Consider the following 22,488-nt stretch of genomic DNA (forward strand, 5'->3'; position numbering starts at 1 on the left):
CGCCGCCCGCCCCGCCCGCCGCCGCCCGGGCGGGCGCGCGCCCCCCCCCCCGCGCCGCCCCCCCGCCCCCCCGCCCCGCGGCGGGGGGGGGGGGGGGGGGGGGGGGGGGGGGGGGGGGGGGGAGCGGCGCGGCCAGCGGTCACCCTGGCCGACGGGCTGACCGACGTCCTGCGTCTGCACAGGGGGTGGTGCGGCGCCGGACGCGGGTCCTCGTCATGACTCGGTCTCCGTCTCGCGATCCCGGGGGCGCGGGTCTCGGTCTCGATAACGGGGAGCACTTCGGTGAGGCAGAGCTCCAGGCTGCCGTCGGCGAGGTCTTCGGGCAGACCGGGATCCAACTGGCCGACGAACCGGTCGGCGCCGAGCACCTCGCGGTGAGCCATGATGCCGTCGATGACCTGCTGCGGACTTCCCACCAGGAGGCCCTTGGCGATCCACGGGTCGTAGACCTGACGCGGCATGCCGAACACACCACGCCCGACCGTGATCTCGGCCCGTCCGTGGGCGATCTGGTCGAGGGTGCCGAACTGTCGCGTCAGCCGCACGGGGCCGACCGTCGAGAGGACGACGACGGCTGTCGTGAGCCGGATGTGCCGGGTCGTCGCCGCGAAGGCCGCGAGCACCACCGTTCCGCGGGCGTTCCCATTCTCTGTGATCTTGCCGGGCGGGCCACGCGCGGCCCTCAGCCGGGCTCCTCAGCGGTCCGCTGTCATCCCTGGCCAGGGCCGAGCGGTGCCGCCGAAGGGCGACACCGCGTCCGGGACGCCCCACCGGTGCCGTCTCGTGCGAGCCGGCCGCACCGTGAGGCTTCTGTTCACCGCAGGATGCCGGCCGCCTGTGCCCGGCCGATCGCGTCGACCGACCACAGTGAGCTGTCCCAGACCGTTGTCAGACGTGTGATCAGGCCCGCGGCGTCGAGGGAGAGCGCGGTGTTGCCTCGGGGGGCCGCAGAGGAAGCATTGACCCACTCGTACCCTCCACCGCTGCGGCTGCCGACCGTGTGCCGCACCGTCGCGCCCCGGCCATAGGGCAGCAGGCCGAGCGCCGAGGTCATCGAGCCACCCACCTCAACTACCACGCCTGGGCACTCGGCACCTGCCGGCACAACCACCGACAAGCCCTCGAAGAGTGGGAACAGGCCCTGAAGTACGCCCGCCGCACCGGTGACACAGCCCAGCAGGCATGGACGGTCGCGTACATGGCAGGGGCACACAGGCGCCTCGGCGAGGTTCAGCAAGCCGCCGACAAGTCCCTCGCCGTCGTCGGTCTCTTCGAGGCGGCCGGCAACCACGAGGGCTGGATCCAGGCCACCGGCCTCTACGGGGACTGTCTGCGGCTGCTCGGCCGGGGTGCGGAGGCACTCGTCCAGCACGGACGCGTCGCCGCCTTCCTCGACGCACCCGACTGCCCGGTCAGCGGGCACGTCGCAGACGTCACCATGGCCAGGTGCACAACGCGCTCGGCCGTGACTGCGCCGCACCGGGCCGGTGGCGGGAAGCGGCCGACCACCACCGCGATGCCCTCGCTCCGGCCGGTCGTACCGGCTCGACCGCCGCGGAGAGCCACGCGTTGGCGTTTCTGGGTGGGGCACTGCTCGAACTGGGAGAGACACAGGAGGCACTCGTCTGCCTGCGTCGTGCCCTCTCCCTCGGTGACGCCGCCGACAACGGCGCCCTGAAGGCGGCGCGCGTGCGGCTGGACTCGCTCGAAGCGGGGTGACCGCGCCGCGGGTGCCGTTCGTTCACCGTCACCGTACGGCCGGGGCCGTGGGCGGTGCGGCCGGTCGGGGGACGCCACACATCCCCCCACCGTGGTTGACGGGTCGGAACACCGTGTCTAGCGTCCTTGACACATACCCCGCCTGTTTCTCCCGACGATGAGGACTGCCGCCATGGGCACCAGGAAAGTGATAGGGGTGGCCGGCGCCACGGGAGCGCAGGGCGGTGGTGTCGTACGGTCGATCCTCGCCGACCCGGACACGCGATTCACGGTACGGGCGCTCACCCGGAACCCGGACTCGCCGGCCGCGAGGCGACTCGCCGCGCTCGGCGCCGAGGTGGTCCGGGCCGATTTCCATGACGAACCGACGGTGCACGCGGCACTCGACGGCGCGTACGGTGCCTTCCTCGTCACCGACTTTTGGGCCCATGGCTCGGCGGCGAAGGAGACCGAGCAGATCCGCGTCCTGGCACGGGCGGCCGCGGCGACGGGCCTGCGGCACGTGATCTGGTCGACCCTCGACGACACCCGCGAGCTGCTGCCGCTGGACGACGACCGGATGCCGGTGCTCCAAGGCGGCTACAACGTACCGCACTTCGACGCCAAGGGCGCGGGCAACCGCCTGTTCACACAGGCCGGCGTTCCCACCACGTTCCTCAGCACCACCTCTTACTACCAGGGCTTCCTCGGTCCCCTCGCCCCGCGCCGCGACGAGGAGGGCGTCCCGACGGTGACCATGCCCTTCGAGGACGGCAGACTCCTGGCCCTCGTCGACGCCGCCGACATCGGCCGCACGGCCCACGCGCTCCTCGAGGGCGGCGAGCGGTTCGTCGGGGAGACGGTCTGCCTGGCCGGCGACCACCTCACCGGCGCGCAGTACGCCGAGAAGCTGGGAGCCGCCCTCGGCGTGCCCGTCCGTTTCCGTTCCGTGCCCTACGACGCCTTCCGCTCCCTCGGCACTCCGGCGGCCCGGGAGATCGGCAACATGTTCCAGTACTACGGCGACTTCGACCGCGAGTTCACCACTGCCCGCGATCTCGGCAGGCTGCGTGCGATCAACCCGGCGCTGCGCAGCTTCGGGGACTGGCTGGCCGAGAACGCGGCGAAGATCGAGGTGCGCTGACGGACCCCGGCGCGCGCACCGGGACGACCCACGGCAGGCGTACGGGCGACCGGACGCCGGTGGTGTCGCCGTGCGCTCCCGGCTCTCCTCACGTCGACTTGAAACGCGCGCCGGCGTCAGCCTGATCAGGCTCGCCGCGTGGTGCGCCCGGCCACCCGACTGTCCCGGCCCCTGCCGGTACGGTCCGGCGCCCCTGCGGCGGACCTGACACGACGACAGCCCCGACGCGGCTCCCGAGGACCGGACGCCGATGACGGGACCGGGTGCGCCCCACGCAGGCGCACCACCGGTTCCGACGCGGCCAGGGACGAGGCGCCGCGCGGGCCCGGCGAGGAAAGCGACCATGGATTGGCGTCATCACGCGGCGTGCCGCACGCACGACCCGGAACTCCTCTTTCCCATCGGCGATGCCGGGCCGGCTCTCCTGTAGATCGAGGAGGCCAAGGCGGTCTGCCGGGACTGCCCGGTCCTCGAACGCTGTCTGGTGTGGGGCGTGAGACCGGCATGGAGTTCGGTGTCCGGGGAGGCCTCAGCGAGAGCGAACACCGCGGTTTCCGGCGCCGCCGCGCGCTCGGCGGGGGCCGAGGGGGCGGCAGGGGGGCCGTGCCGAAACCCGGCAGGCCTGACCGGGGGCACCGCGCGGCGGGTTGTGGCGGGCAGACCGTCGGCACACCTTCCACATCGCCGTGACCGGCCCGGCCGGGGGCCCACATCGGGTGCCGGTCCCGCGATCTGGCGTCCTCGGCCCGCCCACCGGTGGGGACTAGCTGGTCGCCCGAAGGGCGGCCGCGCGGCGTCAGGTGCGTGCTCTGGGGGTCTCCCGGCCGAAGGCTGGGGGAGTGCCGGCCCCGGACCCTCGTACTGGACGTACCTGGGTCTGGGGCCGGCACTCCGAGAGTGCGTGCATGGCGTCGCGCGGCAGACGCGAATTGTGAGACAGGCCCCAGCAAGCGCCGGGTACCGCGGAGAGCGGGACGGCCGGCTGCCGGGCGATCGCGCTCGTCCCCGGCCGCCCGGTGCGCTACAGGACGCCGGCGAGTTCCTCCAGCATGCGTCCGGCGGCCCCCACGGTGATCGTCAGGTGTCCCTCGCCCTCCTCCAGGTGGGCCGCCGCGCCCGGGATGTGCTTCGCGAGGAACCGGCCGTGCGAGAAGGGCACCATCAGGTCCTCGCTGCCGTGCCAGACGAAGGCGGGGACCGTGATGTCGTCCAGGGAGAATCCCCAGGGCCTGACGAACGCGAGGTCGTCGTCGGCCCATCCGTCGACACCGTTGCGCAGGCCCTCGGCGAATCCTGCCGAGACATCCTCGGCGAACTCGTCGGTCAGCGACTCCTGGTCGACCGGTGAGAGCAGCGTCCCCAGAGCGGCACGGAGTGCTTCCGCGTCCGCGTCCTGCCTGCCGAGCGCCTTCTTCTCCAGATGCTCGCGCAGGGGACCCTCGCCCTGGAGGACCACCGCGAACCCTTCCACGTTCGCCTCGCCCATGCCCTCCGTGTAGTCGAAGCCGGGCGCGTCGTAGGGCGCGAACCCGGCGATCGACAGCACTCCGGCCACCCGGTCCGGCAGCAGGGCGGCCGTGGCCAGCGCGTGGGGCCCTCCCCCGGACCAGCCGGCGACCAGGCACCGCCGGGCTCCGAGGTGGTCGAGCAGGTCCGCCACGTCCGCGGCGACCGCGGCCACGTCCCGCCCGGGCAGCCGGGTGGAACCCCCGTAACCCGCCCGGGAGAAGGAGACGTGCCGCAGGCCCTGGGCATGAGCGGCCCGTTCGATGGCGCGCACGGGTGGCACGGCGCTGGGCGTGCCGTGGTGGAAGACCAGCGGAACCCCGTCCTCGGGGCCGGAGACGCGCACGTCGAGCCGACGGCCGTCCCGCAGGGATATCGTTGCCATGAAGGGAATCTGGCCCTTTCTGGGATTGCAGGGTACGTCAGGACGGTTGTCGCGCCCGGAGACCGCCGGTGTCACACCCGAGGCAAAGGGTTCGCAGCATTCCGGCCGACGTTCCGGGAATTCCGTCCAGTTGTCCCTGGGAATTGCTTCGCTCACGCCTTTCAAGGCCCTGTACGTAAACAGCGCAGGTCTCACACGCCCGACACAAGGTTTCGTGTTGCCCGCGTCGGGAGCGCCAGCTCACCGGCGCTTCGCCGAGTGGTCGAAGACCCGGGTACGGGCGGAGCTCCATCGCCTGGCCCTCGATGAACTCCGCTCCCGCGGTGAACTGACGGGTCCCGCTGTGTGACCGATTCGGTGAACCCAGGCGACCCTGCCGGACGGCCAAGCCCTCGAACCACTCGTACGCGCCATCCAGCCCATCCGCTCCGCACCGTCGACCGTGAAGGCATCGAATCTTCCAGGCGGCTGGGACGACGTCGTCGGACCATCGAACGCACTATGGCCTGGCCCGCCGGAGGCCGCCGCCTGACCACAGCCCGCGGCGCCGCCGGGCGACCGCCGCCGCGCGAAGCGAAGCCCGCCGGGACGAGGGGCCGGCCACCCGGCGGTTCTGACGGCAACGTCGGTGGGGAGACGGCTGTGCGCCGCCTCCCCTGTGCCGACGCGGTTGTTCTCGGCCCGGACGTCGCGCTCACCCGTGGCGGGTGTTCGGGCCCGGCTGCGGTTACCTGAACGTCGACGCCACCGCGTCCTGATGGGCGTTTCCATCCTGGAGAAGCCGGTCCCACGCCTGCCGACGAGCGTGGACCTCATCACCGAGCCGGGCGAAGAGGCCCGGTCACGCGGACGGCATGCGGGTACGTTCGGGCGGTACCTGCGCCTGTGCGCACACCGCCGGCCCAGGCCCTGCGACCGGCCGTATCAGTACGTCACCCACAGGTTGTAGCCGTAGTACCACTGGCCGCCGGAGTAGTACGAGTCCGCTCGGGCGCAGTAGTAGGAGACGCCTGTACCGGCGATGGCGGTGTTGGCACGCCAGGCGTCGTTGTTGCAGGAACTCTGCGCGGACTGCCAGCTGTTCGAGTAGTACGTTCTCACCCAGTGGTTCTCCGCCGCGGAGGCCGGGCTCGCGCCGAGTGTCAGAGTTCCGGCAGCGAGCGCGCCGACGAGACCCACGGCTGACACGGATTTCTTCAGCAGCATTGTCCATCCTCTTCTCGGTGTTTCCGGGGGCCGGCCAGTGCTTCCGCCCCCCCGGTGGGCGCGGCGGGCAATCCGCCGAACCCTTCGCACCCCCGGGTCCCGGGGTGTGCGTCACCGCGTCAGTGCTGCCACCACTCGTTCTCGACAACCACCCAGCGGCCGTCCTTGTACTCGGTCCCGCCGTCGGCGCAGTAGAAAAAGCCGTTGATGTCACTTTGGTTGACCCTGTCCACTTCCCTCCCGCAGGCGGAGCGTGCGTCGGAGTAGTTGGTCGCGTAGAACTTATTGACCAGGTCGTTGGTGACGGCGGAAGCAGAGCCGGCGGTGAACGCCAGTGTCCCGGCCGCGATCGCTCCGGCCAGTCCGGCGCCGGCGAGAGCCCTTTTCAGACGGTTCATTGTTCTCCTCTGTGCCCGGCCCCACTGCTCACGTGAGGCCGCGGTCGGATGATTCGGGCAGAAGCTAACACGCGGCTACGACGCCCGACTGACGTCGCGTTGCGGTCATGGGGGCCGTGGGAAATGCGGCAATGCCTTGCGGGATCTGTGCCATGGCCCGCCAACGTCTCGGCAGGCGAGCGGCGCATCAGGCCGAAACTGTGTCTGCCAGGGAAATGCACCCTTCCCTTACGCCCCTCAACTGAAAGAAGCCAAGGTGTTTCGGGAAATTCCCTCACCTGCCCGGTGGCCGTACACAGCGGGGTCTGGACAGCGGTCCGGACCGGTCCGCTGTCATGGTGTGTCGCGCGTCCCGGCGGGGTTCGCGGAGACTTGACGGCGTCCGAGGCCTGGCAGACCGCTCCGCACCCGGTAGGTCTCCCCCTTCCTCAGGCCGGTCGCCGCGCAGATCTCGGCGGCCTCGCAGCGGGAGCGGATACGGCGAGCACGCTCCACCCGGTCCCGGCGGGCCTGCCCGCGCTCCGCGCCGGACCTGAGCGGGGCGGGTTCAGTCCTGCCACCAGTTCAGCACGCCGTCAGGCGCGTCCTGGGCCGCCTCGGCGAACTCCTCGAAGTCCGTGTTCGCGACGTCGAGGTTGGCGTGGACCACGTTGACTCCGACCGGGACGACACGGAATTCGGTGCCGAACTCGATGGTCGATTCCCAGTCCTCCGCGTCCTCGAAGTCCTCGCGGCTGCTCGTGAGGACCGCCAGCAGGGCGTGGTGCGGGCCCCGCATGGTCGTCCGATCGGCGATGAAGGCGGTACCGAGGTACTCCCGCAGGTGTTCGTGGGCGCGCACCGCCTCCCGGACCTCGTCGGTGCTCGCGCCCGCCCAGGAAGGGTCGTCGATGACGAAGGGGGTCTCCGGCTCGTCTCCGTCGGCGGGCCGCGTCAGGGCCTCCAGCACGGCGTGCCAGGCCTCGGGGTCGTCGTAGTCGGTCCGGATGACCAGGGCGTCGAGGTCGTCGCGGTCGTCGATGCCGGCGAGGGTTCGCATCTTCTGTCCTTCTTTCTGGGTGCTGACACGGGCTCGGCCGGTCGGAGGAGCCGCGGTGGGAAGGGGCGCGCGTCCGCGGACCGGCGTGTACGGCCGCACGGGGGACGTCGCCTCGTCGTTCGGCCGGGACCCGGACGTGACCGGTGTCAGCCGGTCGCGGAAACGACGGGCGGGAGGGAACCTGCGCCGAGGTGCCGACCGACCCGGCCGGCCAGGCGTGTCATCCCGGAGGCGACCACTTCGACGTCGGCACCCTCCGGCGCGAGGACCGCCATGCAGGCGTTCTCACCTACGGCGCACACGAAGAGACGGCCGTGCTCCATCTCCACCACGGTCCGGACCACCATGTCGCCGCCGAAGTGGCGACCGGTGTCCTCGGCCAGTCCGTGGAAACCGGCGGCGACGGCCGACAGTTGCCGGGCGTGGTCGCGGCCCGGCCCCTCCGACGACGCGAGCAGCAGACCGTCGACGGAGACCACGATCTCGTGGCCGGCCCACGGCCCGCACCGGACCATGTCGTTGAGCAGGCGGTTCAGATCAGCGGGCCGGGCCGGGTCGGGTACGGACGACAACGTGGTTCTCCTCTCGAGTGCGGGGCGCTGGTGGTGTGCGGGAAAGGGGTGCCGGTCGGTGGGAGGCCGGCGCTGTCCGGCCGCGGGATCTGGCTCGTGCGGCCGCCGTACTGATTCTTACCGGACGGGAGATCACTTTCGGCCATGCCTGCCCGTTGGTGCCAACAGATGTGTCCTAAAGGCGGGTTGGACGCCACTCAGGTTGGTGGGCGGGCGGCTCGGAAGTGACAACATGCCGAGACACAGGTTCTCTGTGCGGCCGCACAGTGAGTCCAGGTGTGACTGGCCTCTGCGTCGGGTGCCCCGACGCAGAGGAGAGAGGACCCCATGAGAGCAGCAGTGCCGGGGACCATGACGCACCGACAGGTCCTTCGGGCACTGCTCGGCTTGTTCGCGGCGGTGGCGGGGAGAGCGCGGACACATGGGTGGTCACCGCCTCGCTGCCGGCGATGACGGCGTCCACGCCGCTGTGGGGCGAACTCGCGGACAGGCACAGCAAGAAGACGCTGGTGCAGACAGCTCTGTGGATCTACATCGCCGGGTCGGTGGGAGCAGGTCTGGCGCCGGACGCGCCGTCCAGGGAGCGGGTGCGGGCGGCCTGTCCGCCCTGGCCCAGATCGTCATGGCGGTGATGGTCTCCCCCGCGAGCGCGGGCGTTACGAGGGGTACGTGGGCGCGGCCTTCGCCGTCCTTCCTGTACTGCGCGCCCCTCGCCTGCGTCGCGTTCGTGGTCACCCTGTTCATCAGGGAGAACACACTCCGCGCCGCTCACGGGCCGCACGGGCGGGCGGGGGACGCGGAGCGCGTACCGGCGGTCCGGACGGGGGCACGGTGATTCCTTCCGGCGGCTGCCGGAAGGATCGGGGGCGGTCGACGGGTCGCGCCGGAAGGGCGTCGACATCGTCGCGCCATGAAGCACGTGATGTGTCGGCGCGGGGGAGCGGTACCGGCGACCGCCGAGTGCCGCGCGGCACTCTCCGCGTCCGCCACGGGCATCGGGCGGCCGTCACCGCCTCGGCCGTGTCCGCCGACGGCGTGGCCAGCGGGTGTGCCGTGACGGACCACGGGTCAGCCCCGTCGCCGGTGAGGGGCGTTCTGCGATTCTCCCGGGCGTTGTGGACACGTCTGTGCCACCGCGGGCGGGAGCACCCGGCCGAGCGCGTCCGGAACCGATGTCGCCGCCGGGGTGGTCCCGACGGGTGCGGCGCATACGGGCAAGGGCGCGAAGAGGCCGGGTCGGGTTTGTCCGGTCCCCGGCTCTCGCCGGGGGTGGGCCGGCATCCGAACCGCCCCCGCCGGCTCCGACGCCGTGGCCGGCCCTCCCCCGTCACCGCGAGCGCCCCGAAGGGCGCTGCGTGTCACAGCGCCATCTCGGAGCACCGGCCGCGGTGCTCGTCCCGCTCCTGCTCGCGACGGCCACTCCGGGACCCCGCGCGTGCCGCCGTACAGGCCGACGCCCCGCGCTCGGGCGCCCCGGCCGCGCACAACGCCCTCGGCGAGGCCACCGTCGTCGCCCCGGACACCGGCACGGTGCCGGCGTGGCCCCCCGTCGTTCGACCGTCGACCCCACCCTCGCCGTGTCCGACTTCGAGTCCACGTCCCGCCGGGGTCTGTTCCTGGATCCCACGCCCCGCACGACCTACCTGGTCGATCCCCGGGCCGACGGGTTGGAGCGGCTGAGGTACCGACCCGTGCGTGCGGGAGGGCGTGCGGCGGACCCGGTCCGGGCCGCGGCCGGCGCCCTCCCCCGCCCGGGTCCGTTCCACGACTCGCCGTCGAACGGTTCCCGGGGCACCCGGCCGGTGGCCCGGGGGCGGGTGCGGAGCGCCACTCAGGCCCAGCAGCCGTTCACGGTGGCGGCCAGGCCGTCCATCGCGTCCTTGGTGTCAGCCGGAGTGGCTGTCGCGCCGTTCTCGATGAACGAGAAGACCCGCCATTCGCCGTCGTCGGCCCGTGTCAGACCGCTCAGGCCGATGGCTCCGGTCAGGGTCCCCGTCTTGGCCTGCACCTTGCCTACGGCGCACTGGGACTGCGGGTCGTCGAAGCGGCCGTACTCCGGGCCGAGGGTGCTTCCGGCCTCCCCGGCGACCGGGAGGCCGTCGAGAATGGGCTCCAGCGTCTGCGCGTAGCGCGGTTCCGTCACCCGTTCGAGGATCTGCGCGAGGGTGGCGGCCGGGATGCGGTCGCTGCGGGACAGGCCGCTTCCGTCGTGGAGCTCGAAGTTGTCGAGGGATATGCCGTAGCGGTGGCTGAGGACGTGGCGCACGACCTCGGTGCCGCCCTCGAAGGTGGCCGGGCGCCCGGCCCGCAGCGCCGTCATGCGCAGCAGGGTCTCGGCGATGTTGTTGTCGCTGGTCTTCAGCATGTGCTGGACGATGTCCGCGAGCGGAGCGGACGTGTGGTGCGCGACCGGCACGTCGGACCGGCCCGCCGTGGCGTGTGTGACATCGCCGTCCACCGTGACGCCGTCGGCGGTGAGCTGGCGCGCGAAGGCCTGACCGGCATCGAGGGACGTGTCCATGACACCGTGACCATCGACGACCAGCGCGCGCACCGGCGCGACGGTGTCGGGGTAGTAGCCCTCGTTCCAGCCGTCGGCCAGGGTCGGCTCGGGGAAGAGGCTGTCGTCCACGGCGACCTTCACCGTGGTGAGGCCGGCCTCCTTCAGCCCGGCGACAGCCGTACGCGCCAACTGCGCGAGGTCATCGCCGGTCAGGGTGCGATCGCCGCCCCCGACCAGGGTGAGGGTGCCGTGACCGTAGACCACCTTGGTCTGGAAGCGGTGTTCCGGGCCGAGGACGGTGAGGGCGGCGGTCGCTGTGGCGAGCTTGGCGTTCGAGGCCGGCATCAACGCCGTTGAACCGTTGTGGTCCCAGAGGGTGGCGTCGGAGTCGGCGTCGAGCACCACACCGCTGACGTCACTGCCCAGGCGTGGGTCGGCGATGCGGGCCTCCAGGTTCGCGATCATCTGCTGATCGCCCGCGTCGGCACCGGCGGCCTGGTCGGGGCTGCTGTGCCCCGCCACCGAGGCGCCGCGGTTGTCGGCGGCGAACGCCGAGGGGCTTGCCAGCGCGGCCGAGGCAACGGGTACCGCCAGGGCGAGGACGACGGCTCGCCGGGCCCCCTCGCCGGGCTGCTTCGCCTTCCGATGCCGCCCGCGGCCGCCCGATACAGAAATACTGTCTCTCATATAGATCCCAACAGACGTGTGTTCGGTGCGCGTACCATAACACTGTTCATGACAACACTGAGACCCATCTGCCGTTGACAGGCATGGAAACATGATTGTGTATTACTCAGCCCGAGACACCATTTGTGTCCATAATGAAAAGCATGTGAATCAATGAACTCGTCTGGTGTTCTGATGAGGTATGGGAGACAGGGAGCCGCGTGGCCGGGGGCCCTCGCCGTCTGCGTCGTCGTGACCGCGCTGGGCGTCACCGGCTGTCGGCTCCACTCACAGGACGACGGGGCGGACGGCGCCGACCGGGTCACCGCGGGCCGGGTCTGCCGGTCCTCCCTGCCGGGGAGCATGGAGTTGTCCTGCGGCACCTACGGCTTCGGCGACCTGCGATACGTCTGCCCGGTCCCGCAGCACGGTGGCGCCCCCTGTGTGCCGACCACGGCAGTGGCGGTCCGCAACTCCGGGCGCTTCACCGAGTTCGTCTCCTCCATAGCGGGCTCCCGGCCGGGTGACCGCGTCCAGAGCCGGGAACAACGCATACTCCCCGGCCGGGAGGTGACACTCCGTCCCGGCCGGGGACGGCTGCTGTTCGACATCACCCTGCGGAGCGGGGGTGGCGGCGAGCCGAGCAGCCTGGAGGTGATCCGAGTGCGGTGACACGACCCGAAGCCCGGTCACCGCATTCGCCGCGATCCATGACAGACATGTCCTGTCGGAGCCGACCAAGCGAAATGGGCCGCCCCGCCATCACGGGCTGAAGGCCGCGGCACGCGAGTACCGGCCTGCCCACACCGCCGTGGTGCCGTCGGCGGATCCCCCGGAACCGCCTCGGCCGGGGCGAGTGTGGAGGGCGTGACCGGCACAGACGATTACCCCGCCGCGGCTGGGCACGCGGCGCGCGCTGCCGGGATCACCGCCGCCGCAGCCAGATGACGGATGCCTGGAATATCCCGTTCCGCGAACACTGGCGGCAAGAGGCAGTCACCCCTCGCCACGGAGACCATGAAGGGTGTTCGCATGACTACCGAGAAGCTATGGCTCGTCGGCCTCGAATTCCACACGGAGCTGGGCCGGCCGGTGCGCCACTACTACGTCATCCCGCACATCGCCGACGCCTAACTGGCCCGGGTGGCCGCACTGCGGAAGGCCGAGACCCCCCGGGAACGCGAGGGGCGCGGCGGCCGGGACCTCGACGCGGCGCCTCGTCACCGTCGACCCGCTGGGGGTGCCTCGACTCTCCACCACGGCACAGTCGCCGCCACGCTCGCGTGAACCGGGCGGGTCCGTCGGGGACATTCAGGCAGACGAGGGTGTGCGGACGTTCCCTGTGTAGGACTACATCGATCCTTCGCCTCATTCAGCATGATCAGATACTCATGTCCGGATCGGCGTCTGATCGTGACCTGCCTGCTTCCCCTCGGTATCGGCCTGCTGGGCGCGACCCCCGGTTTCGCCGCCACGAACACCTGGAACCACACGGACGGTTACAGCAGCCTCGAAAAGGGCGGCTGCGCCTCATGGTGAGCCCTCGCGGCGGCGGGCCCGCCCGGTGCGGCCCGCCGCGCGCTTCCCGGCTACCCCGCCGTACTGTGCGCGCCCGTCATCAGGGCGGCGAGATCCTCAGGGGCGAGGAAGGACGGCGGGGGCGGCGGCCCCCAGCTGAACAGGCCCTCCGTCCCTTCCAGGACCTCCGGCTTCCACAGCTGGTCGTCCACGACGCAGTCCATGTCGGAGTAGTACTCGCTGAAGTTGCCTGCCGGATCCTTCAAATACCAGAAGAAGTTGGACCCGGCATGGTGGCGGCCCAGCCCCCACACATGCCGCTCGGGGTGGTCCTCCAGCATGGCGGAGGCGCCGCGGCCGATCTCGTCGACGTCGTCGACCTGCCAGGAGGAGTGATGCAGGAAAGCGACAGGCATCTTCAGGACGAAGACGTTGTGGTGGTCGGTGGAGCAGCGCAGGAACGCCCCGTGGTCCTTGACGTAGTCGGACGCCTTGAAGCCGAGACCGTCGCGGAAAAAGGCGGTGGTCGTCTCTAAGTCCGTCGTACCGAGGACGGCGTGTCCGAGCTTGCGGGGACGCACCCGGCCGGTGCGCAGGACACCCGGGGCTCGGGAACCGGTGCGCTCGGCGCGGCCTGGACCGTTGTAGACGGGAGCCGGCACTGGATCCTGCGTCAGCCGAGGGATGATCTCCAGGACGGCGCGGACGCCCGTCGGCCTGTCGTACGCCGTCAGTGTCGCGCCTTCGACGCGGGACTCGACGCCGAGGCGGCGCAGCCGTGAGGCCGCCGCGGCCAGGTCGTCGGGGTCGTCGGCACCGACGCGCACCTCGACCAGGCGGCGCGTCGGTGTGCGCACGATGTGCAGCTGACGGCCGGCGTCACGCGTGGAGAACCAGCCGTCGGCTTCCGGGGCGAGACCGAAGTCGGTGTAGTAGGCCGCCGTCGCGGTGACGTCGGGGACCCCCATCGTGATGGAGGCCAGACGGTGCAGTGCCATGGGACTCCTTCTTCCGCCGGGCCCGGACCTCAGGCCACGAAGTTCTGCCGCAGTTCCCCGATGCCTTCGATCGTGCTGACGAGTTCGTCTCCCGCCGCCAGCCAGCGCTGCGGGTCGCGGCCGAGGCCCACACCGGCCGGGGTGCCGGTGAAGACGACGTCCCCGGGCAGCAGCGGCAGCACCGCGGACAGCCGGGCGATGAGCGTGGGCACCGAGAAGATCAGATCGCGGGTGTGGCCCTTCTGCACCTCCTCGCCGTTGATCGTGCAGCGCAGTTCCAGGTCGTCGGGGTTGTCGAACTCGTCCGGCGTGACCAGCCACGGACCGATCGGCGTGAAGCCGGGGTAGGACTTGCCCAGACTGAACTGCGGCACAGGGCCCGCCAGTTGGACGATCCGCTCGGAGATGTCCTGTCCCACCGTCAGCCCGGCCACATGGGCCCAAGCCTCGGCCTCCGGCACGGCCTCGGCCCGGCGGCCGATGACCGCCACCAGTTCGACCTCCCAGTCGGTGTGCCCGCCGGCCGGCAGCCGCACCTCGGTGACGGGCCCGGTGATGCTGGTGACGAACTTCGTGAACACCGGCGGCAGTCCCTCGGGGACCGTGAAGCCCGACTCCGCCGCGTGGTCCCGGTAGTTGAGTCCGATCGCCAGGGTCTGCCGGGGCGCGGGGACCGGGGAGCCGAGTGCGGTGGGCTCGAAGGGCTCGCCGGCAGGCAGCTCTGCGTCCCCGGCCCATGAACGGAACTCCTCCCAGCGCTCGTAGACGGCCTGCGGATCGGCCGCGAAGGTGCCGTCACTGGCCCGTTCGACGTCGACGGCCAGTCCGTCGCGGATCAGGACGAGACGGCCGGAGAGATTGGCGATGCGCATGATGACTCCCGAAGCGGAGGCTGAGGACGACGGCACTCGCGGGGACGCGCGGGACGGGCGCCGCCGACGGGGAAGAGCCGGCCGAACACCGGACGACCGCGAGACCTTGCCCGCTCACCGGCAATTCAGCATGATGAATACATCGATCGTGCGCCCCACGGCGCGGGGCGTCAAGAGCACGGAGGACAAAAGAACATGATGAATGCCCATATCAGCCAAGAAAAGCGGCGGTGACCTTGGTGGCCGGCCCCGGGCGTGGTATGGCCTCCAATCGCGCCGAACAGGCGGCCGAGCGGGTCGCCGAGCTGGTGGACAGCGTGCCGCCGGGCTCCCGTCTAGGCACGAAGGAGGAGCTGCGGACGCTCTGTGCCGTCTCGGTCGGGACGTTCAACGAGGCGCTGCGGCTGTTGCAGGCCCGAGGCCTGGTCACCGTGCGCCCGGGTCCCGGCGGCGGCCTGTTCAGCGCCGAGCAGTCCCCCATCGTGCGCCTCGGCAACTCCGTACTGGCCCTGGACGCCCGGCAGCATGACGTCACCGAGGCCGTGCGCATCCGGGACGCCCTCGAACCCCTGCTCGTCGAGGACGCGCTCTGGCACGCCTCGCCCGCCGACGTCGCCGGTCTGCGCGAGCACATCGCCGCCATGGCGGCGGCGATGGACGCGGCCGACGCGGTGGCCTTCGTCCGCGCCAATTGGCGGTTGCACGCCGCCATCGCCGCCATCAGCCCGAACGCCCTGCTCAGCTCGCTCTACGCCAGCCTGCTCGACCTCATCGAGAGCCACACGCTGTCCGTCCTGCCCGCCGGCGGACAGCCGCTGGGCGAGTACATCGCGCAACGCCTCGCGCTGCACCGCGAGCTGGTCGACGCCCTGGACCGGCGCGACCGCGAGGAGGCGTTCCGGCTGATCCGCGAGCACTCCACGACCACCGGCCGGCATGGCGACGCGCCCCCGTCACCCTCATGACATACGTCACCCATGCACTTGGCCGATTCTCACCCACGTCATGACACCTATACCTTCATGCTGTCTTACGTTTTCTCGGTTTAACTCATTCTTTGGAGAGGCAGGCTGACCCGCATGAGCAAGCTTGAGATCATCGTGGCGAGCACACGTCCCGGGCGTGTCGGTCCGAGCGTCGCGGACTGGATCGAGAAGGAAGCGGCGGAGCACGGGGGCTTCTCGGAGATCGAGGTGGTCGACCTCGCCGAGGTGAACCTGCCCTTCATGAACGAGCCCCACCACCCGCGGCTCGGCCGTTACACCCACCAGCACACCCGCGACTGGAGCGCCAAGATCTCCGAGGCCGACGCCTTCGTCTTCGTGATGCCGGAGTACAACTTCGGCTACAACGCGGAACTCAAGAACGCGATCGACTACCTGCACAGCGAGTGGCAGTACAAGCCGGTCGGCATGGTCAGCTACGGCGGTGTCGCCGCGGGGACCCGGGCGGTGCAGATGATCAAGCAGGTGGTCACCACCCTGAAGATGACCCCGGTCTTCGAGGCGGTGTCCATCCCCTTCGTGCATCAGTTCATCGACGACGACAAGCGTCTGGTGCCCAACGAGATCATGCGCGGTGCCGCCAAGGCCATGCTCGACGAACTCGTACGGATGACGGAGGCGCTGCGCCCGCTGCGGGAGTCGGCCGCGTCGTGACGTCCGGGCGGGTGGCCGGCAAGCCGGACGGGCAGGGTACCCGGCCCGCGGGTCGCCCGTCCGAGCCCGCGCGTAGGGCATTCCCCACGTGTGCCCGGTCCTGTTGCTGGTGCTCCCTCCATGGCTGACCGGCCGCAGCGCGGGAGAAGGTGGAGGACGGTCCGAGCCGGCTGCGCGGGGGTGGCGTTGAACCTCCCCGGGTGACCTCCCCCGCGGCGGCGGGGGAGCCCGGTTCGGCGCCGTGTCCGATCCGGTCAGCCCTCGGAGTGCACTCGATGAGTCATGACGTCCACGATCACCGCCCCGCCACGACGGCCCACGACGGCACACCCCCCGCACGAGGCGACAGCAGACAGTGGTGGGTGCTGGGCGTCATCGCCCTGGCCCAGCTGATGGTGGTGCTGGACGCCACCATCGTGAACATCGCGCTGCCGTCGGCCCAGAAGGAGCTGGGCTTCAGCGACGGCAACCGGCAGTGGGTGGTCACCGCCTACTCCCTCGCGTTCGGCAGCCTGCTCCTGCTCGGCGGCCGGCTGGCCGACCTGATCGGCCGCAAGGCGGTGTTCCTGGCCGGCGTGGTCGGTTTCGCGGCCTCCTCGGCGCTGGCCGGCGCCGCCCAGAACTTCACGGTGCTGATCGTCGGCCGCACGCTCCAGGGCCTGTTCGGCGCCCTGCTCGCCCCGGCCGCCCTGGCGCTCCTCAACATCACCTTCGCCGGTACGCGGCACCGGGCCAAGGCTTTCGGTGTCTACGGCGCCATCGCCGGTGCGGGCGGCGGCATCGGCCTGCTGCTGGGCGGGGTGCTGACCGAACACCTCAGCTGGCGCTGGACCCTCTACGTCAACCTGGTCTTCGCCGTGCTGGCCGTCGTGGGAGGCTCCGTCTTCCTGCGCGGGGGCCGTCCCGACGACCGTCCCTCGCTCGACATACCCGGTACGCTCCTGGCGTCGGGCGGGCTGTTCTCGCTGGTCTACGGCTTCTCCAACGCCGAGCGCCATCACTGGTCCTCCCCGCTGACCTGGGGCTTCCTGACAGCCGCCGGGGTCCTGCTGGCCGCCTTCGCGGCGTGGCAGGGCAGGGCGGGACACCCGCTGCTCCCACTGCGCGTACTGGCCGACCGTGACCGAGCCGCCTCCTTCAGCGTGGTAGCGGTCTGCGGTGCCGGACTGTTCGGTGTGTTCCTGTTCCTGACCTACTACTTGCAGACCTCTCTCGGGTTCGACCCGGTGAAGACCGGTCTCGCCTTCCTGCCGATGATCGGCGTGCTGATGGTCACGGCACAGGTCTCCACGATCGTGCTCGTGCCCCGCCTCGGACCCAAGTACATCATCCCGGCCGGTGCCCTGATCGCGGCGTTCGCCCTGACCAGGTTCACCGGACTGGGCCTGAGCAGCGGCTACGCCGCCGACATCCTCCCCTGGCTGATGGTGATGGGCCTGGGCATCGGCCTGGTGCTGCCACCCGCCGTGAGCCTCGCCACCAGCGGCCTCGCTCCCGAGGACACCGGCGTCGGCTCGGCCACCGTCAACACCATGCAGCAGATCGGCGGCGCCGTCGGCACCGCTCTGCTGAACACCCTGGCCACCAGCGCGGCGACCGCCTACGCGCGCGGCAAGCAGCCGACGCCGCAGCTCCTGGCCCAGGCGCAGCTGCACAGCTACGCCACCGCCTACTGGTGGTCAGCCGGTTTCTTCCTCGCAGGAGCCGTCATCAGTGTCCTCCTCTACCGCGGGGGCCGCGCCGGGGTCCGGTACGACGACGAGACCGCCCGTGGATGAGAGCACGACATCTGACTCAGTCGCGCTGACTTACTTACTTAGTTGCGTCTTACTGATATCAACTACTATCACTCACTATGAACCACTCCCTCTCAGGGGTTGCCGACGTGGCGTCCACCACCGCCACGGCGCTGACCGACACCCTGTACGAAGGCCGCTTCGACACCCTGCACACGCCCTGGCGCGAGCTGTTCGCGACCGAACCGTTCCGCTTCCGGGAGGGGCTGGCGCCACTGGAGCGGACCGAGCTGTCCTACGACCGGCTGCGGTTGGTCAACGACGTGGTCGGCAAGCCCGTGGACCTGGTGCGGGACATCGAGGAACTCACCGCGCTGCACGAGTGGATCGGCGTGTCCGACGTAGGGCTGTGCACTGTCAGCTCGATCCACTACAACCTCTTCCTGGGCAGCCTCGTCGATCACGACGGTGAGCGGCGGGACCTGACTCCGTACACCGGCATGACCAGGATCGGCACGTTCCTGTGCACGGAGGCGGGCCACGGCAACAGCGTCTCGCAGCTGGAGACGACCGCCACCTACGACCCCGTCGCGGGCGTCTTCGAGCTGCACACACCGACGCCCACCGCGGCCAAGTTCATGCCCAACACCAGTTCCACCGGCGGGGCCAAGGACGCCGTCGTGGCCGCCCGGCTGATCGTGGACGGCATCGACCACGGCGTCTTCCTCTTCCTCACCCCGCTGCACGACGATGCCGGCCGCCCGCTGCCCGGCATCACCGTGACCCGGCTGCCGCAGACCTCCACCAGTCCCGTCGACCACTGCCGCACCACCTTCGACCGGGTCCGGCTGCCGTACGAGGCCATGCTCCAAGCCGACCACGGCCGACTCGCGCCGGACGGCACCTTCACGAGCGCCGTCGGGAGCAAGCGGAAGCGCTTCCTCGCCTCCGTCGGCCGGGTGACCGCCGGCAAGCTGTGCATGAGCGCGTTCAGCCTCGGCGTCACCCGCAACGCCCTCGCCGTCGCCGTGGCCCACGCGCACAACCGGCGGACGAGCGGTGTCCGCACCGGCGAGACCGTGCCCCTGTTCGCCTACCGCAGCCACCACGCCCCGTTGATCGAGGCCCTCGCCACCACCTACGCGGCGTCGTTCCTCCAGCGCTGGGCGGTCCGGCGGTGGGCCGAGGCCACGGAGCCCGAGGGGCAGGAGGACGCCGAGCGCGCCATCGCCGTCGCCAAGGGCTGGATCACCTGGCAGGGACGCGCGGTGATGACGGAGTGCCGGGAACGCTGCGGCGCGCAGGGCCTGTTCCTCGTCAACGGTATCGCCGGGCAGATACCGGCCCACGAGGGCGCCATCACCGCCGAGGGCGACAACCTGGTCATCTGGGCCAAGGCAGCGGGCGAGCTGCTGCTCGGCCACTTCACCCCGCAGCCGCCGGTGCCCGTGGCGGACGGCGCGGACCGGCTCACCTCGCCCGGACGCTTGCAGGCCCTGCTCGGTGACATCGAGCGTGTCTGGCACCAGCGCGCCCGCACCCGACTGCGGGCCGGCCGGCCCGGCGACCCGCTGGGCCGCTGGAACCAGGCATCCAGCCCGGCGCTGCGGCTGGTGGAGGCGCATGCACGGCGGCTGGCCGGCGCGGCCCTGCTGGAGGCCGCCGACCGTACGGCCGACGCACAGGCACAGGCCCTGCTGTACGCGCTGCACCGGCTGTTCGCCCTGCGGAGCATCGCCCCGCACACCGGGGACCTGCTGGTGGCCGACCGGCTGCGTCCCGAGGAGGCCGTCGCGCTGCCGGACGCCACGGACGAGGTCATCGGGGAACTGGTTCCCGCCGCGCTCACGCTGGTGGCCGGCTTCGGCATCGCCGAGGAGGTGCTGAGCGGCTACCCGATCGCGACGCGCGGCACGGGAGAGCTGCCGTACTGACGCCGACGGGCGCGGCCGTCAGGGGCTTCGCGGCTCAGGCCGCGAAGCCGATGTTGGTGACGTACTCGTACTGGCCCCACTCGGATCCGAGGTCCACCACCGCGTCGTGGATCCAGGCGTCGTCCAGCGCCTGCGCGTCGCCCGCCGCCCAGGCCTCGACGATGCGGTCCCAGCGGCGGACGTTGAGCGTGCGGTAGGCGACCACCCGCTGACGGGGGCGGAGGACCTGGGACTGGTTGAGCGGGTGGAACTCCACGCGGGTGCCACGGCCCTCGCGGTTGAGGCGTGCCAGCAGGTAGCGGGAGACGTTCTGGCGGCGGACCGCGCGGTACGCCGTCTCGATCCGCTCCAGGTTCGTCTTCGACGGGTTCCGTTCGCCCCGCAGCCAGGCCCGGAGCGTGCGGTCGGTGACGGTCAGGCCGGCCGCGCGGGCCGCCTGGCGGGACTGGTCGCTGCGGGTGAGGTACCGCAGGCGGGCGAGCAGGCCGCGCCGGGCCGTGACCGGGGTGGCGACGAACCCGGCCAGCGCGTCCAGCTGCCGGGCGACGGCCTCGTACCCCTTGATGCCACGCGCCCCGTACGCGCCGAAGTTGAGCGTCCTCTCCGGCATCTCCCCGTCTCCTGCCGCTCCTCGACCCGATACGACCTCACGTACGCGTCACGCTACACGTCCTGGCCGGCCGCCACCGGGGTGCCGACGGTGTACACGTCCTTCACCTTCACCTCGCTGACCCCGCGCCCCTCGGGGAACACCGCGCGCCACTCGCCGATCACGTGGAGTTCGTCGGTGCCCATCGCGCGGACGACCATCAGCCCCTCGTCGTAGGCGCGGTGCGCCTTCCACCACAGGTTCGCGAAGGCCTGGGAGCGGATCAGGTGCATCCAGTCGGTGCGGTACAGCTCCCGGTTGTAGTTCGACTCCCCCATCGTGGAGACGAACTTGGAGTACATGGCCTTGACGTACTCCAGCGTCACGTCGTCGTTCTCGGCGATCGCGCGGTCCCGGGCGTCCTTCAGGGCCACGCGGAACTTCTCCAGCAGACCCTCGGTGGCGCCGGAGGTCCAGGACTCGTGGATCTCCGGGGGGTCGCACAGGCCGTACTTCGGTCCCGACAGGCGCAGCAGCAGGCGCAGCGTCGGCTCGGTCACCCAGAGCGGGCCCGGCTCGTCGCGGCTGCCGATGGGGTGGGGCAGGTAGGCGTCGTGCTCCCAGGCGGGCGGGGTGATCAGGTGGACGCCCGCGCGGCGGCGGTCGTGCCGGCCGCCGGTGGAGTGTTCCAGCTGGCCGAGCGGCAGGTGCGTCTTGAGCGCGGACAGGTAGGCGCCGTTGACGTCGAGCGCCGTGACCTCGTACGCGCCGGGCGGCAGTTCGGGACGGGTCCACTTGGGGCGGGCCTCCCAGATCTGGTCCGGGCCGCGGGAGGTCTGCTTGCGCAGGACGTCGGGCAGCCAGGGGTGCGCGACGATGTCGTACCGGCCGCCCTTGCGGGTCTGGTCCAGCAACGCCATCGCGTCCGGGATGGCCCGCCTGACCAGCGCGGCGGTCGCCGCCTCGACGTCACCGCCGTGCTGGTCGAGGGCGGCCGACACGGCGGTGGCGATCAGGTCGGGGTCGTCGGCGGTCTTGAGCCTGCGGCCGGCGGGGACGACCTTGACACCGCCGCCCGTCCGCGGGCGGGGGTGTGCGGCGGCGGGCGGGGGCGGGGGCTCGGTCGGCGGCGCCTGGTGGGCCGTGGGCGTGCGCTCGGGTGTGCCGCAGTGTGAGGGGTCCAGGTGCTGGGGGAATCCGGCCACCTGGTGGCGGGCGGGCCGTCCGCACAGGACGCAGGGCTGGGGCGTGGACAGGGCCACCACGTCTTCATCGCCGTCGTCGCCGCTGCCGTGGGCGGGGAGCCGGTCGGTCCCGGCCTCCGCCGGTTCGGTCCCCTCCGGCCGGTCGGCCCCGGCCTCCGTCGGTTCGGTCTCCTCCGGCTGCTCGGCCGGGGCCACCGCGGCCAGTTTCGTCCGCGCTCCCTTGAGGAAGTACGCGTACTTCTCCCGGACTTCGCCGCTCGGGTCGCGTCCGGACTCCCACCCCGCGACCGTGGACGGGCTGACCTCCAGGGCCCGTGCGAGCTGGGTGCGGGAGAGGTTCAGTCCCTCGCGCAGGGCACGCCGTTCCCCGGCGGGCGGCAGCGGGACCTCCTGCCTGGCGCCGGCGAGCAGGGCGTCGATCGCGTCGAAGTCCGTCATCGGGTTCCCCCGTCCGGTACGGCCGCGGGGCGGGCGGTGGCGATGGGGCCGCCGGGGAGGCGCCGGCGTGCCGCGGGCAGCGCCTCGACGGCGCGGGTGGGTCCGGCGAGGAGGTCGAGGACGTCCACGCCGTAGTGTGCGGCGACCGCGTCGCAGTCGGCGAGGCTCCAGGCCGCGCTGCCGGACTGACGGCGGCTCACCTGGGCCTGGCTCACCCCGAGCGCGGCGGCGAGAGCGGTCTGCGACTCGCCGGTCGCGTGCAGCAACGCGGCCACCGCGGACCGTACTCGCTCGACCAGGCCCATACTCATAAGGCCGAACCTAGCACGCCGTGCACATTCCTCATGCGTGAGACGCATGGTGTCCGGCCGGTGGACGGCATGGAGACGTCGCGGCACCTCACATGTTCAGGTGAGGACGGCA

At 71.4% G+C, this 22,488-nt stretch carries 21 protein-coding genes and 3 pseudogenes; 11 read left to right on the plus strand and 13 right to left on the minus strand.

Annotation, left to right across the window (positions count from 1 at the left end; genetic code table 11):
• Positions 1-626, minus strand: a 626-nt coding sequence (locus tag IE294_RS49955; protein WP_373315943.1) for an LLM class flavin-dependent oxidoreductase, incomplete at its 3' end; no start/stop codon positions are given.
• Positions 627-814: 188 nt separating this feature from the next.
• Positions 815-1,423 carry a hypothetical protein gene (locus tag IE294_RS41715; protein WP_189894594.1) on the minus strand — a complete coding sequence of 203 codons (609 nt, stop codon included), beginning with the start codon at positions 1,421-1,423 and terminating at the stop codon, positions 815-817.
• 23 nt (positions 1,424-1,446) lie between these two features.
• Here IE294_RS41715 and IE294_RS41720 point away from each other — a divergent pair, with 23 nt between their 5' ends.
• The 3 genes and pseudogenes from IE294_RS41720 to IE294_RS41730 all read left to right on the plus strand — a co-directional run.
• Positions 1,447-1,719, plus strand: a complete 273-nt coding sequence (locus IE294_RS41720; protein ID WP_189894595.1) for a hypothetical protein — start codon at positions 1,447-1,449, stop codon at positions 1,717-1,719.
• Positions 1,720-1,891: 172 nt separating this feature from the next.
• Positions 1,892-2,842, plus strand: coding sequence for an NmrA/HSCARG family protein (locus IE294_RS41725; protein ID WP_189894596.1), 951 nt, complete (start codon positions 1,892-1,894; stop codon positions 2,840-2,842).
• 343 nt (positions 2,843-3,185) lie between these two features.
• Positions 3,186-3,427 (plus strand): annotated as a pseudogene (locus tag IE294_RS41730) (WhiB family transcriptional regulator); the annotation flags it as partial.
• Between the two features lie 436 nt (positions 3,428-3,863).
• Here IE294_RS41730 and IE294_RS41735 read toward each other — a convergent pair.
• On the minus strand, positions 3,864-4,733 hold the full coding sequence (locus IE294_RS41735) for an alpha/beta fold hydrolase (protein WP_189894597.1): 870 nt from the start codon (positions 4,731-4,733) through the stop codon (positions 3,864-3,866).
• A gap of 435 nt (positions 4,734-5,168) precedes the next feature.
• Between IE294_RS41735 and IE294_RS48390 the strand changes: the two are divergent.
• A pseudogene (locus IE294_RS48390) lies at positions 5,169-5,264 on the plus strand (IS5/IS1182 family transposase); the annotation flags it as partial.
• 393 nt (positions 5,265-5,657) lie between these two features.
• On the opposite strand, the gene IE294_RS41740 reads toward IE294_RS48390, so the two are convergent.
• The 4 genes from IE294_RS41740 to IE294_RS41755 form a co-directional block, all read right to left on the minus strand.
• Complete coding sequence (locus IE294_RS41740) at positions 5,658-5,939, minus strand: hypothetical protein (protein WP_189894598.1); 282 nt, start codon at positions 5,937-5,939, stop codon at positions 5,658-5,660.
• Between the two features lie 119 nt (positions 5,940-6,058).
• A complete protein-coding gene (locus IE294_RS41745) occupies positions 6,059-6,337 on the minus strand; it encodes a hypothetical protein (RefSeq protein ID WP_189894599.1) in 279 nt (92 codons plus the stop codon).
• Between the two features lie 547 nt (positions 6,338-6,884).
• Positions 6,885-7,376 carry a DUF6924 domain-containing protein gene (locus tag IE294_RS41750; protein ID WP_189894600.1) on the minus strand — a complete coding sequence of 164 codons (492 nt, stop codon included), beginning with the start codon at positions 7,374-7,376 and terminating at the stop codon, positions 6,885-6,887.
• 146 nt (positions 7,377-7,522) lie between these two features.
• Complete coding sequence (locus IE294_RS41755) at positions 7,523-7,948, minus strand: roadblock/LC7 domain-containing protein (RefSeq protein ID WP_189894601.1); 426 nt, start codon at positions 7,946-7,948, stop codon at positions 7,523-7,525.
• 351 nt (positions 7,949-8,299) lie between these two features.
• Between IE294_RS41755 and IE294_RS41760 the strand changes: the two are divergent.
• A pseudogene (locus tag IE294_RS41760) lies at positions 8,300-8,647 on the plus strand (MFS transporter); the annotation flags it as partial.
• A 1,132-nt stretch (positions 8,648-9,779) separates the two neighbouring features.
• Here the strand turns inward: IE294_RS41760 and dacB are convergent.
• Positions 9,780-11,138: a D-alanyl-D-alanine carboxypeptidase/D-alanyl-D-alanine endopeptidase gene (gene dacB / locus IE294_RS41765; RefSeq protein WP_189894602.1), complete on the minus strand. Its 1,359-nt coding sequence runs from the start codon at positions 11,136-11,138 to the stop codon at positions 9,780-9,782.
• A 174-nt stretch (positions 11,139-11,312) separates the two neighbouring features.
• On the opposite strand from dacB, the gene IE294_RS41770 reads away from it, so the two are divergent.
• Both IE294_RS41770 and IE294_RS49205 read left to right on the plus strand, forming a co-directional pair.
• Complete coding sequence (locus tag IE294_RS41770; RefSeq protein ID WP_189894603.1) at positions 11,313-11,789, plus strand: hypothetical protein; 477 nt, start codon at positions 11,313-11,315, stop codon at positions 11,787-11,789.
• Positions 11,790-12,530: 741 nt separating this feature from the next.
• A complete protein-coding gene (locus IE294_RS49205; protein WP_268252849.1) occupies positions 12,531-12,656 on the plus strand; it encodes a hypothetical protein in 126 nt (41 codons plus the stop codon).
• A gap of 50 nt (positions 12,657-12,706) precedes the next feature.
• Here the strand turns inward: IE294_RS49205 and IE294_RS41775 are convergent, their stop codons facing one another.
• Both IE294_RS41775 and IE294_RS41780 read right to left on the minus strand, forming a co-directional pair.
• Positions 12,707-13,633: a VOC family protein gene (locus IE294_RS41775; RefSeq protein WP_189894604.1), complete on the minus strand. Its 927-nt coding sequence runs from the start codon at positions 13,631-13,633 to the stop codon at positions 12,707-12,709.
• Positions 13,634-13,662: 29 nt separating this feature from the next.
• Positions 13,663-14,505 (minus strand): fumarylacetoacetate hydrolase family protein, encoded by an 843-nt coding sequence (locus tag IE294_RS41780; RefSeq protein WP_189894605.1) that lies wholly within the window; start codon positions 14,503-14,505, stop codon positions 13,663-13,665.
• 260 nt (positions 14,506-14,765) lie between these two features.
• Between IE294_RS41780 and IE294_RS41785 the strand changes: the two genes are divergently transcribed.
• The 4 genes from IE294_RS41785 to IE294_RS41800 all read left to right on the plus strand — a co-directional run bounded on the left by IE294_RS41785 (position 14,766) and on the right by IE294_RS41800 (position 19,833).
• On the plus strand, positions 14,766-15,470 hold the full coding sequence (locus tag IE294_RS41785) for a FadR/GntR family transcriptional regulator (RefSeq protein ID WP_189894606.1): 705 nt from the start codon (positions 14,766-14,768) through the stop codon (positions 15,468-15,470).
• Positions 15,471-15,584: 114 nt separating this feature from the next.
• Positions 15,585-16,163: an NADPH-dependent FMN reductase gene (locus IE294_RS41790; RefSeq protein WP_189894607.1), complete on the plus strand. Its 579-nt coding sequence runs from the start codon at positions 15,585-15,587 to the stop codon at positions 16,161-16,163.
• A gap of 275 nt (positions 16,164-16,438) precedes the next feature.
• Positions 16,439-17,941, plus strand: coding sequence for a DHA2 family efflux MFS transporter permease subunit (locus IE294_RS41795; RefSeq protein ID WP_189894608.1), 1,503 nt, complete (start codon positions 16,439-16,441; stop codon positions 17,939-17,941).
• A 77-nt stretch (positions 17,942-18,018) separates the two neighbouring features.
• Positions 18,019-19,833 (plus strand): acyl-CoA dehydrogenase family protein, encoded by a 1,815-nt coding sequence (locus IE294_RS41800; protein ID WP_189894609.1) that lies wholly within the window; start codon positions 18,019-18,021, stop codon positions 19,831-19,833.
• A 34-nt stretch (positions 19,834-19,867) separates the two neighbouring features.
• Here the strand turns inward: IE294_RS41800 and IE294_RS41805 are convergent, their stop codons facing one another.
• Genes IE294_RS41805 through IE294_RS41815 form a run of 3 tightly spaced genes read right to left on the minus strand, consistent with a single transcriptional unit; the run spans position 19,868 to position 22,376 of the window.
• Entirely contained in the window at positions 19,868-20,443 is a 576-nt protein-coding gene (locus IE294_RS41805; RefSeq protein ID WP_189894610.1) for a helix-turn-helix domain-containing protein, read from the minus strand.
• Positions 20,444-20,496: 53 nt separating this feature from the next.
• Positions 20,497-22,065, minus strand: a complete 1,569-nt coding sequence (locus tag IE294_RS41810) for a helix-turn-helix domain-containing protein (protein ID WP_189894611.1) — start codon at positions 22,063-22,065, stop codon at positions 20,497-20,499.
• Entirely contained in the window at positions 22,062-22,376 is a 315-nt protein-coding gene (locus IE294_RS41815; RefSeq protein WP_189894612.1) for a helix-turn-helix domain-containing protein, read from the minus strand. Before IE294_RS41815 ends, IE294_RS41810 begins: the two co-directional genes overlap by 4 nt.
• Positions 22,377-22,488 lie beyond the last annotated feature (112 nt).

It is taken from the genome of Streptomyces canarius, assembly GCF_014650735.1.
Classification (GTDB): Bacteria; Actinomycetota; Actinomycetes; order Streptomycetales; family Streptomycetaceae; genus Streptomyces; species Streptomyces olivaceoviridis.

Bases quoted from the DNA above. Each gene is read 5' to 3' on its own strand.
- IE294_RS41805 (WP_189894610.1), bottom strand. From the start codon at position 20,443: ATGCCGGAGAGGACGCTCAACTTCGGCGCGTACGGGGCGCGTGGCATC.
- IE294_RS41770 (WP_189894603.1), top strand. From the start codon at position 11,313: ATGAGGTATGGGAGACAGGGAGCCGCGTGGCCGGGGGCCCTCGCCGTC.
- IE294_RS41745 (WP_189894599.1), bottom strand. From the start codon at position 6,337: ATGAACCGTCTGAAAAGGGCTCTCGCCGGCGCCGGACTGGCCGGAGCG.
- IE294_RS41735 (WP_189894597.1), bottom strand. From the start codon at position 4,733: ATGGCAACGATATCCCTGCGGGACGGCCGTCGGCTCGACGTGCGCGTC.
- IE294_RS41740 (WP_189894598.1), bottom strand. From the start codon at position 5,939: ATGCTGCTGAAGAAATCCGTGTCAGCCGTGGGTCTCGTCGGCGCGCTC.
- IE294_RS41815 (WP_189894612.1), bottom strand. From the start codon at position 22,376: ATGAGTATGGGCCTGGTCGAGCGAGTACGGTCCGCGGTGGCCGCGTTG.
- IE294_RS41795 (WP_189894608.1), top strand. From the start codon at position 16,439: ATGAGTCATGACGTCCACGATCACCGCCCCGCCACGACGGCCCACGAC.
- IE294_RS41785 (WP_189894606.1), top strand. From the start codon at position 14,766: ATGGCCTCCAATCGCGCCGAACAGGCGGCCGAGCGGGTCGCCGAGCTG.
- IE294_RS41750 (WP_189894600.1), bottom strand. From the start codon at position 7,376: ATGCGAACCCTCGCCGGCATCGACGACCGCGACGACCTCGACGCCCTG.
- IE294_RS41800 (WP_189894609.1), top strand. From the start codon at position 18,019: ATGAACCACTCCCTCTCAGGGGTTGCCGACGTGGCGTCCACCACCGCC.
- IE294_RS41775 (WP_189894604.1), bottom strand. From the start codon at position 13,633: ATGGCACTGCACCGTCTGGCCTCCATCACGATGGGGGTCCCCGACGTC.
- IE294_RS41810 (WP_189894611.1), bottom strand. From the start codon at position 22,065: ATGACGGACTTCGACGCGATCGACGCCCTGCTCGCCGGCGCCAGGCAG.
- IE294_RS41780 (WP_189894605.1), bottom strand. From the start codon at position 14,505: ATGCGCATCGCCAATCTCTCCGGCCGTCTCGTCCTGATCCGCGACGGA.
- IE294_RS41725 (WP_189894596.1), top strand. From the start codon at position 1,892: ATGGGCACCAGGAAAGTGATAGGGGTGGCCGGCGCCACGGGAGCGCAG.
- IE294_RS41790 (WP_189894607.1), top strand. From the start codon at position 15,585: ATGAGCAAGCTTGAGATCATCGTGGCGAGCACACGTCCCGGGCGTGTC.
- dacB (WP_189894602.1), bottom strand. From the start codon at position 11,138: ATGAGAGACAGTATTTCTGTATCGGGCGGCCGCGGGCGGCATCGGAAG.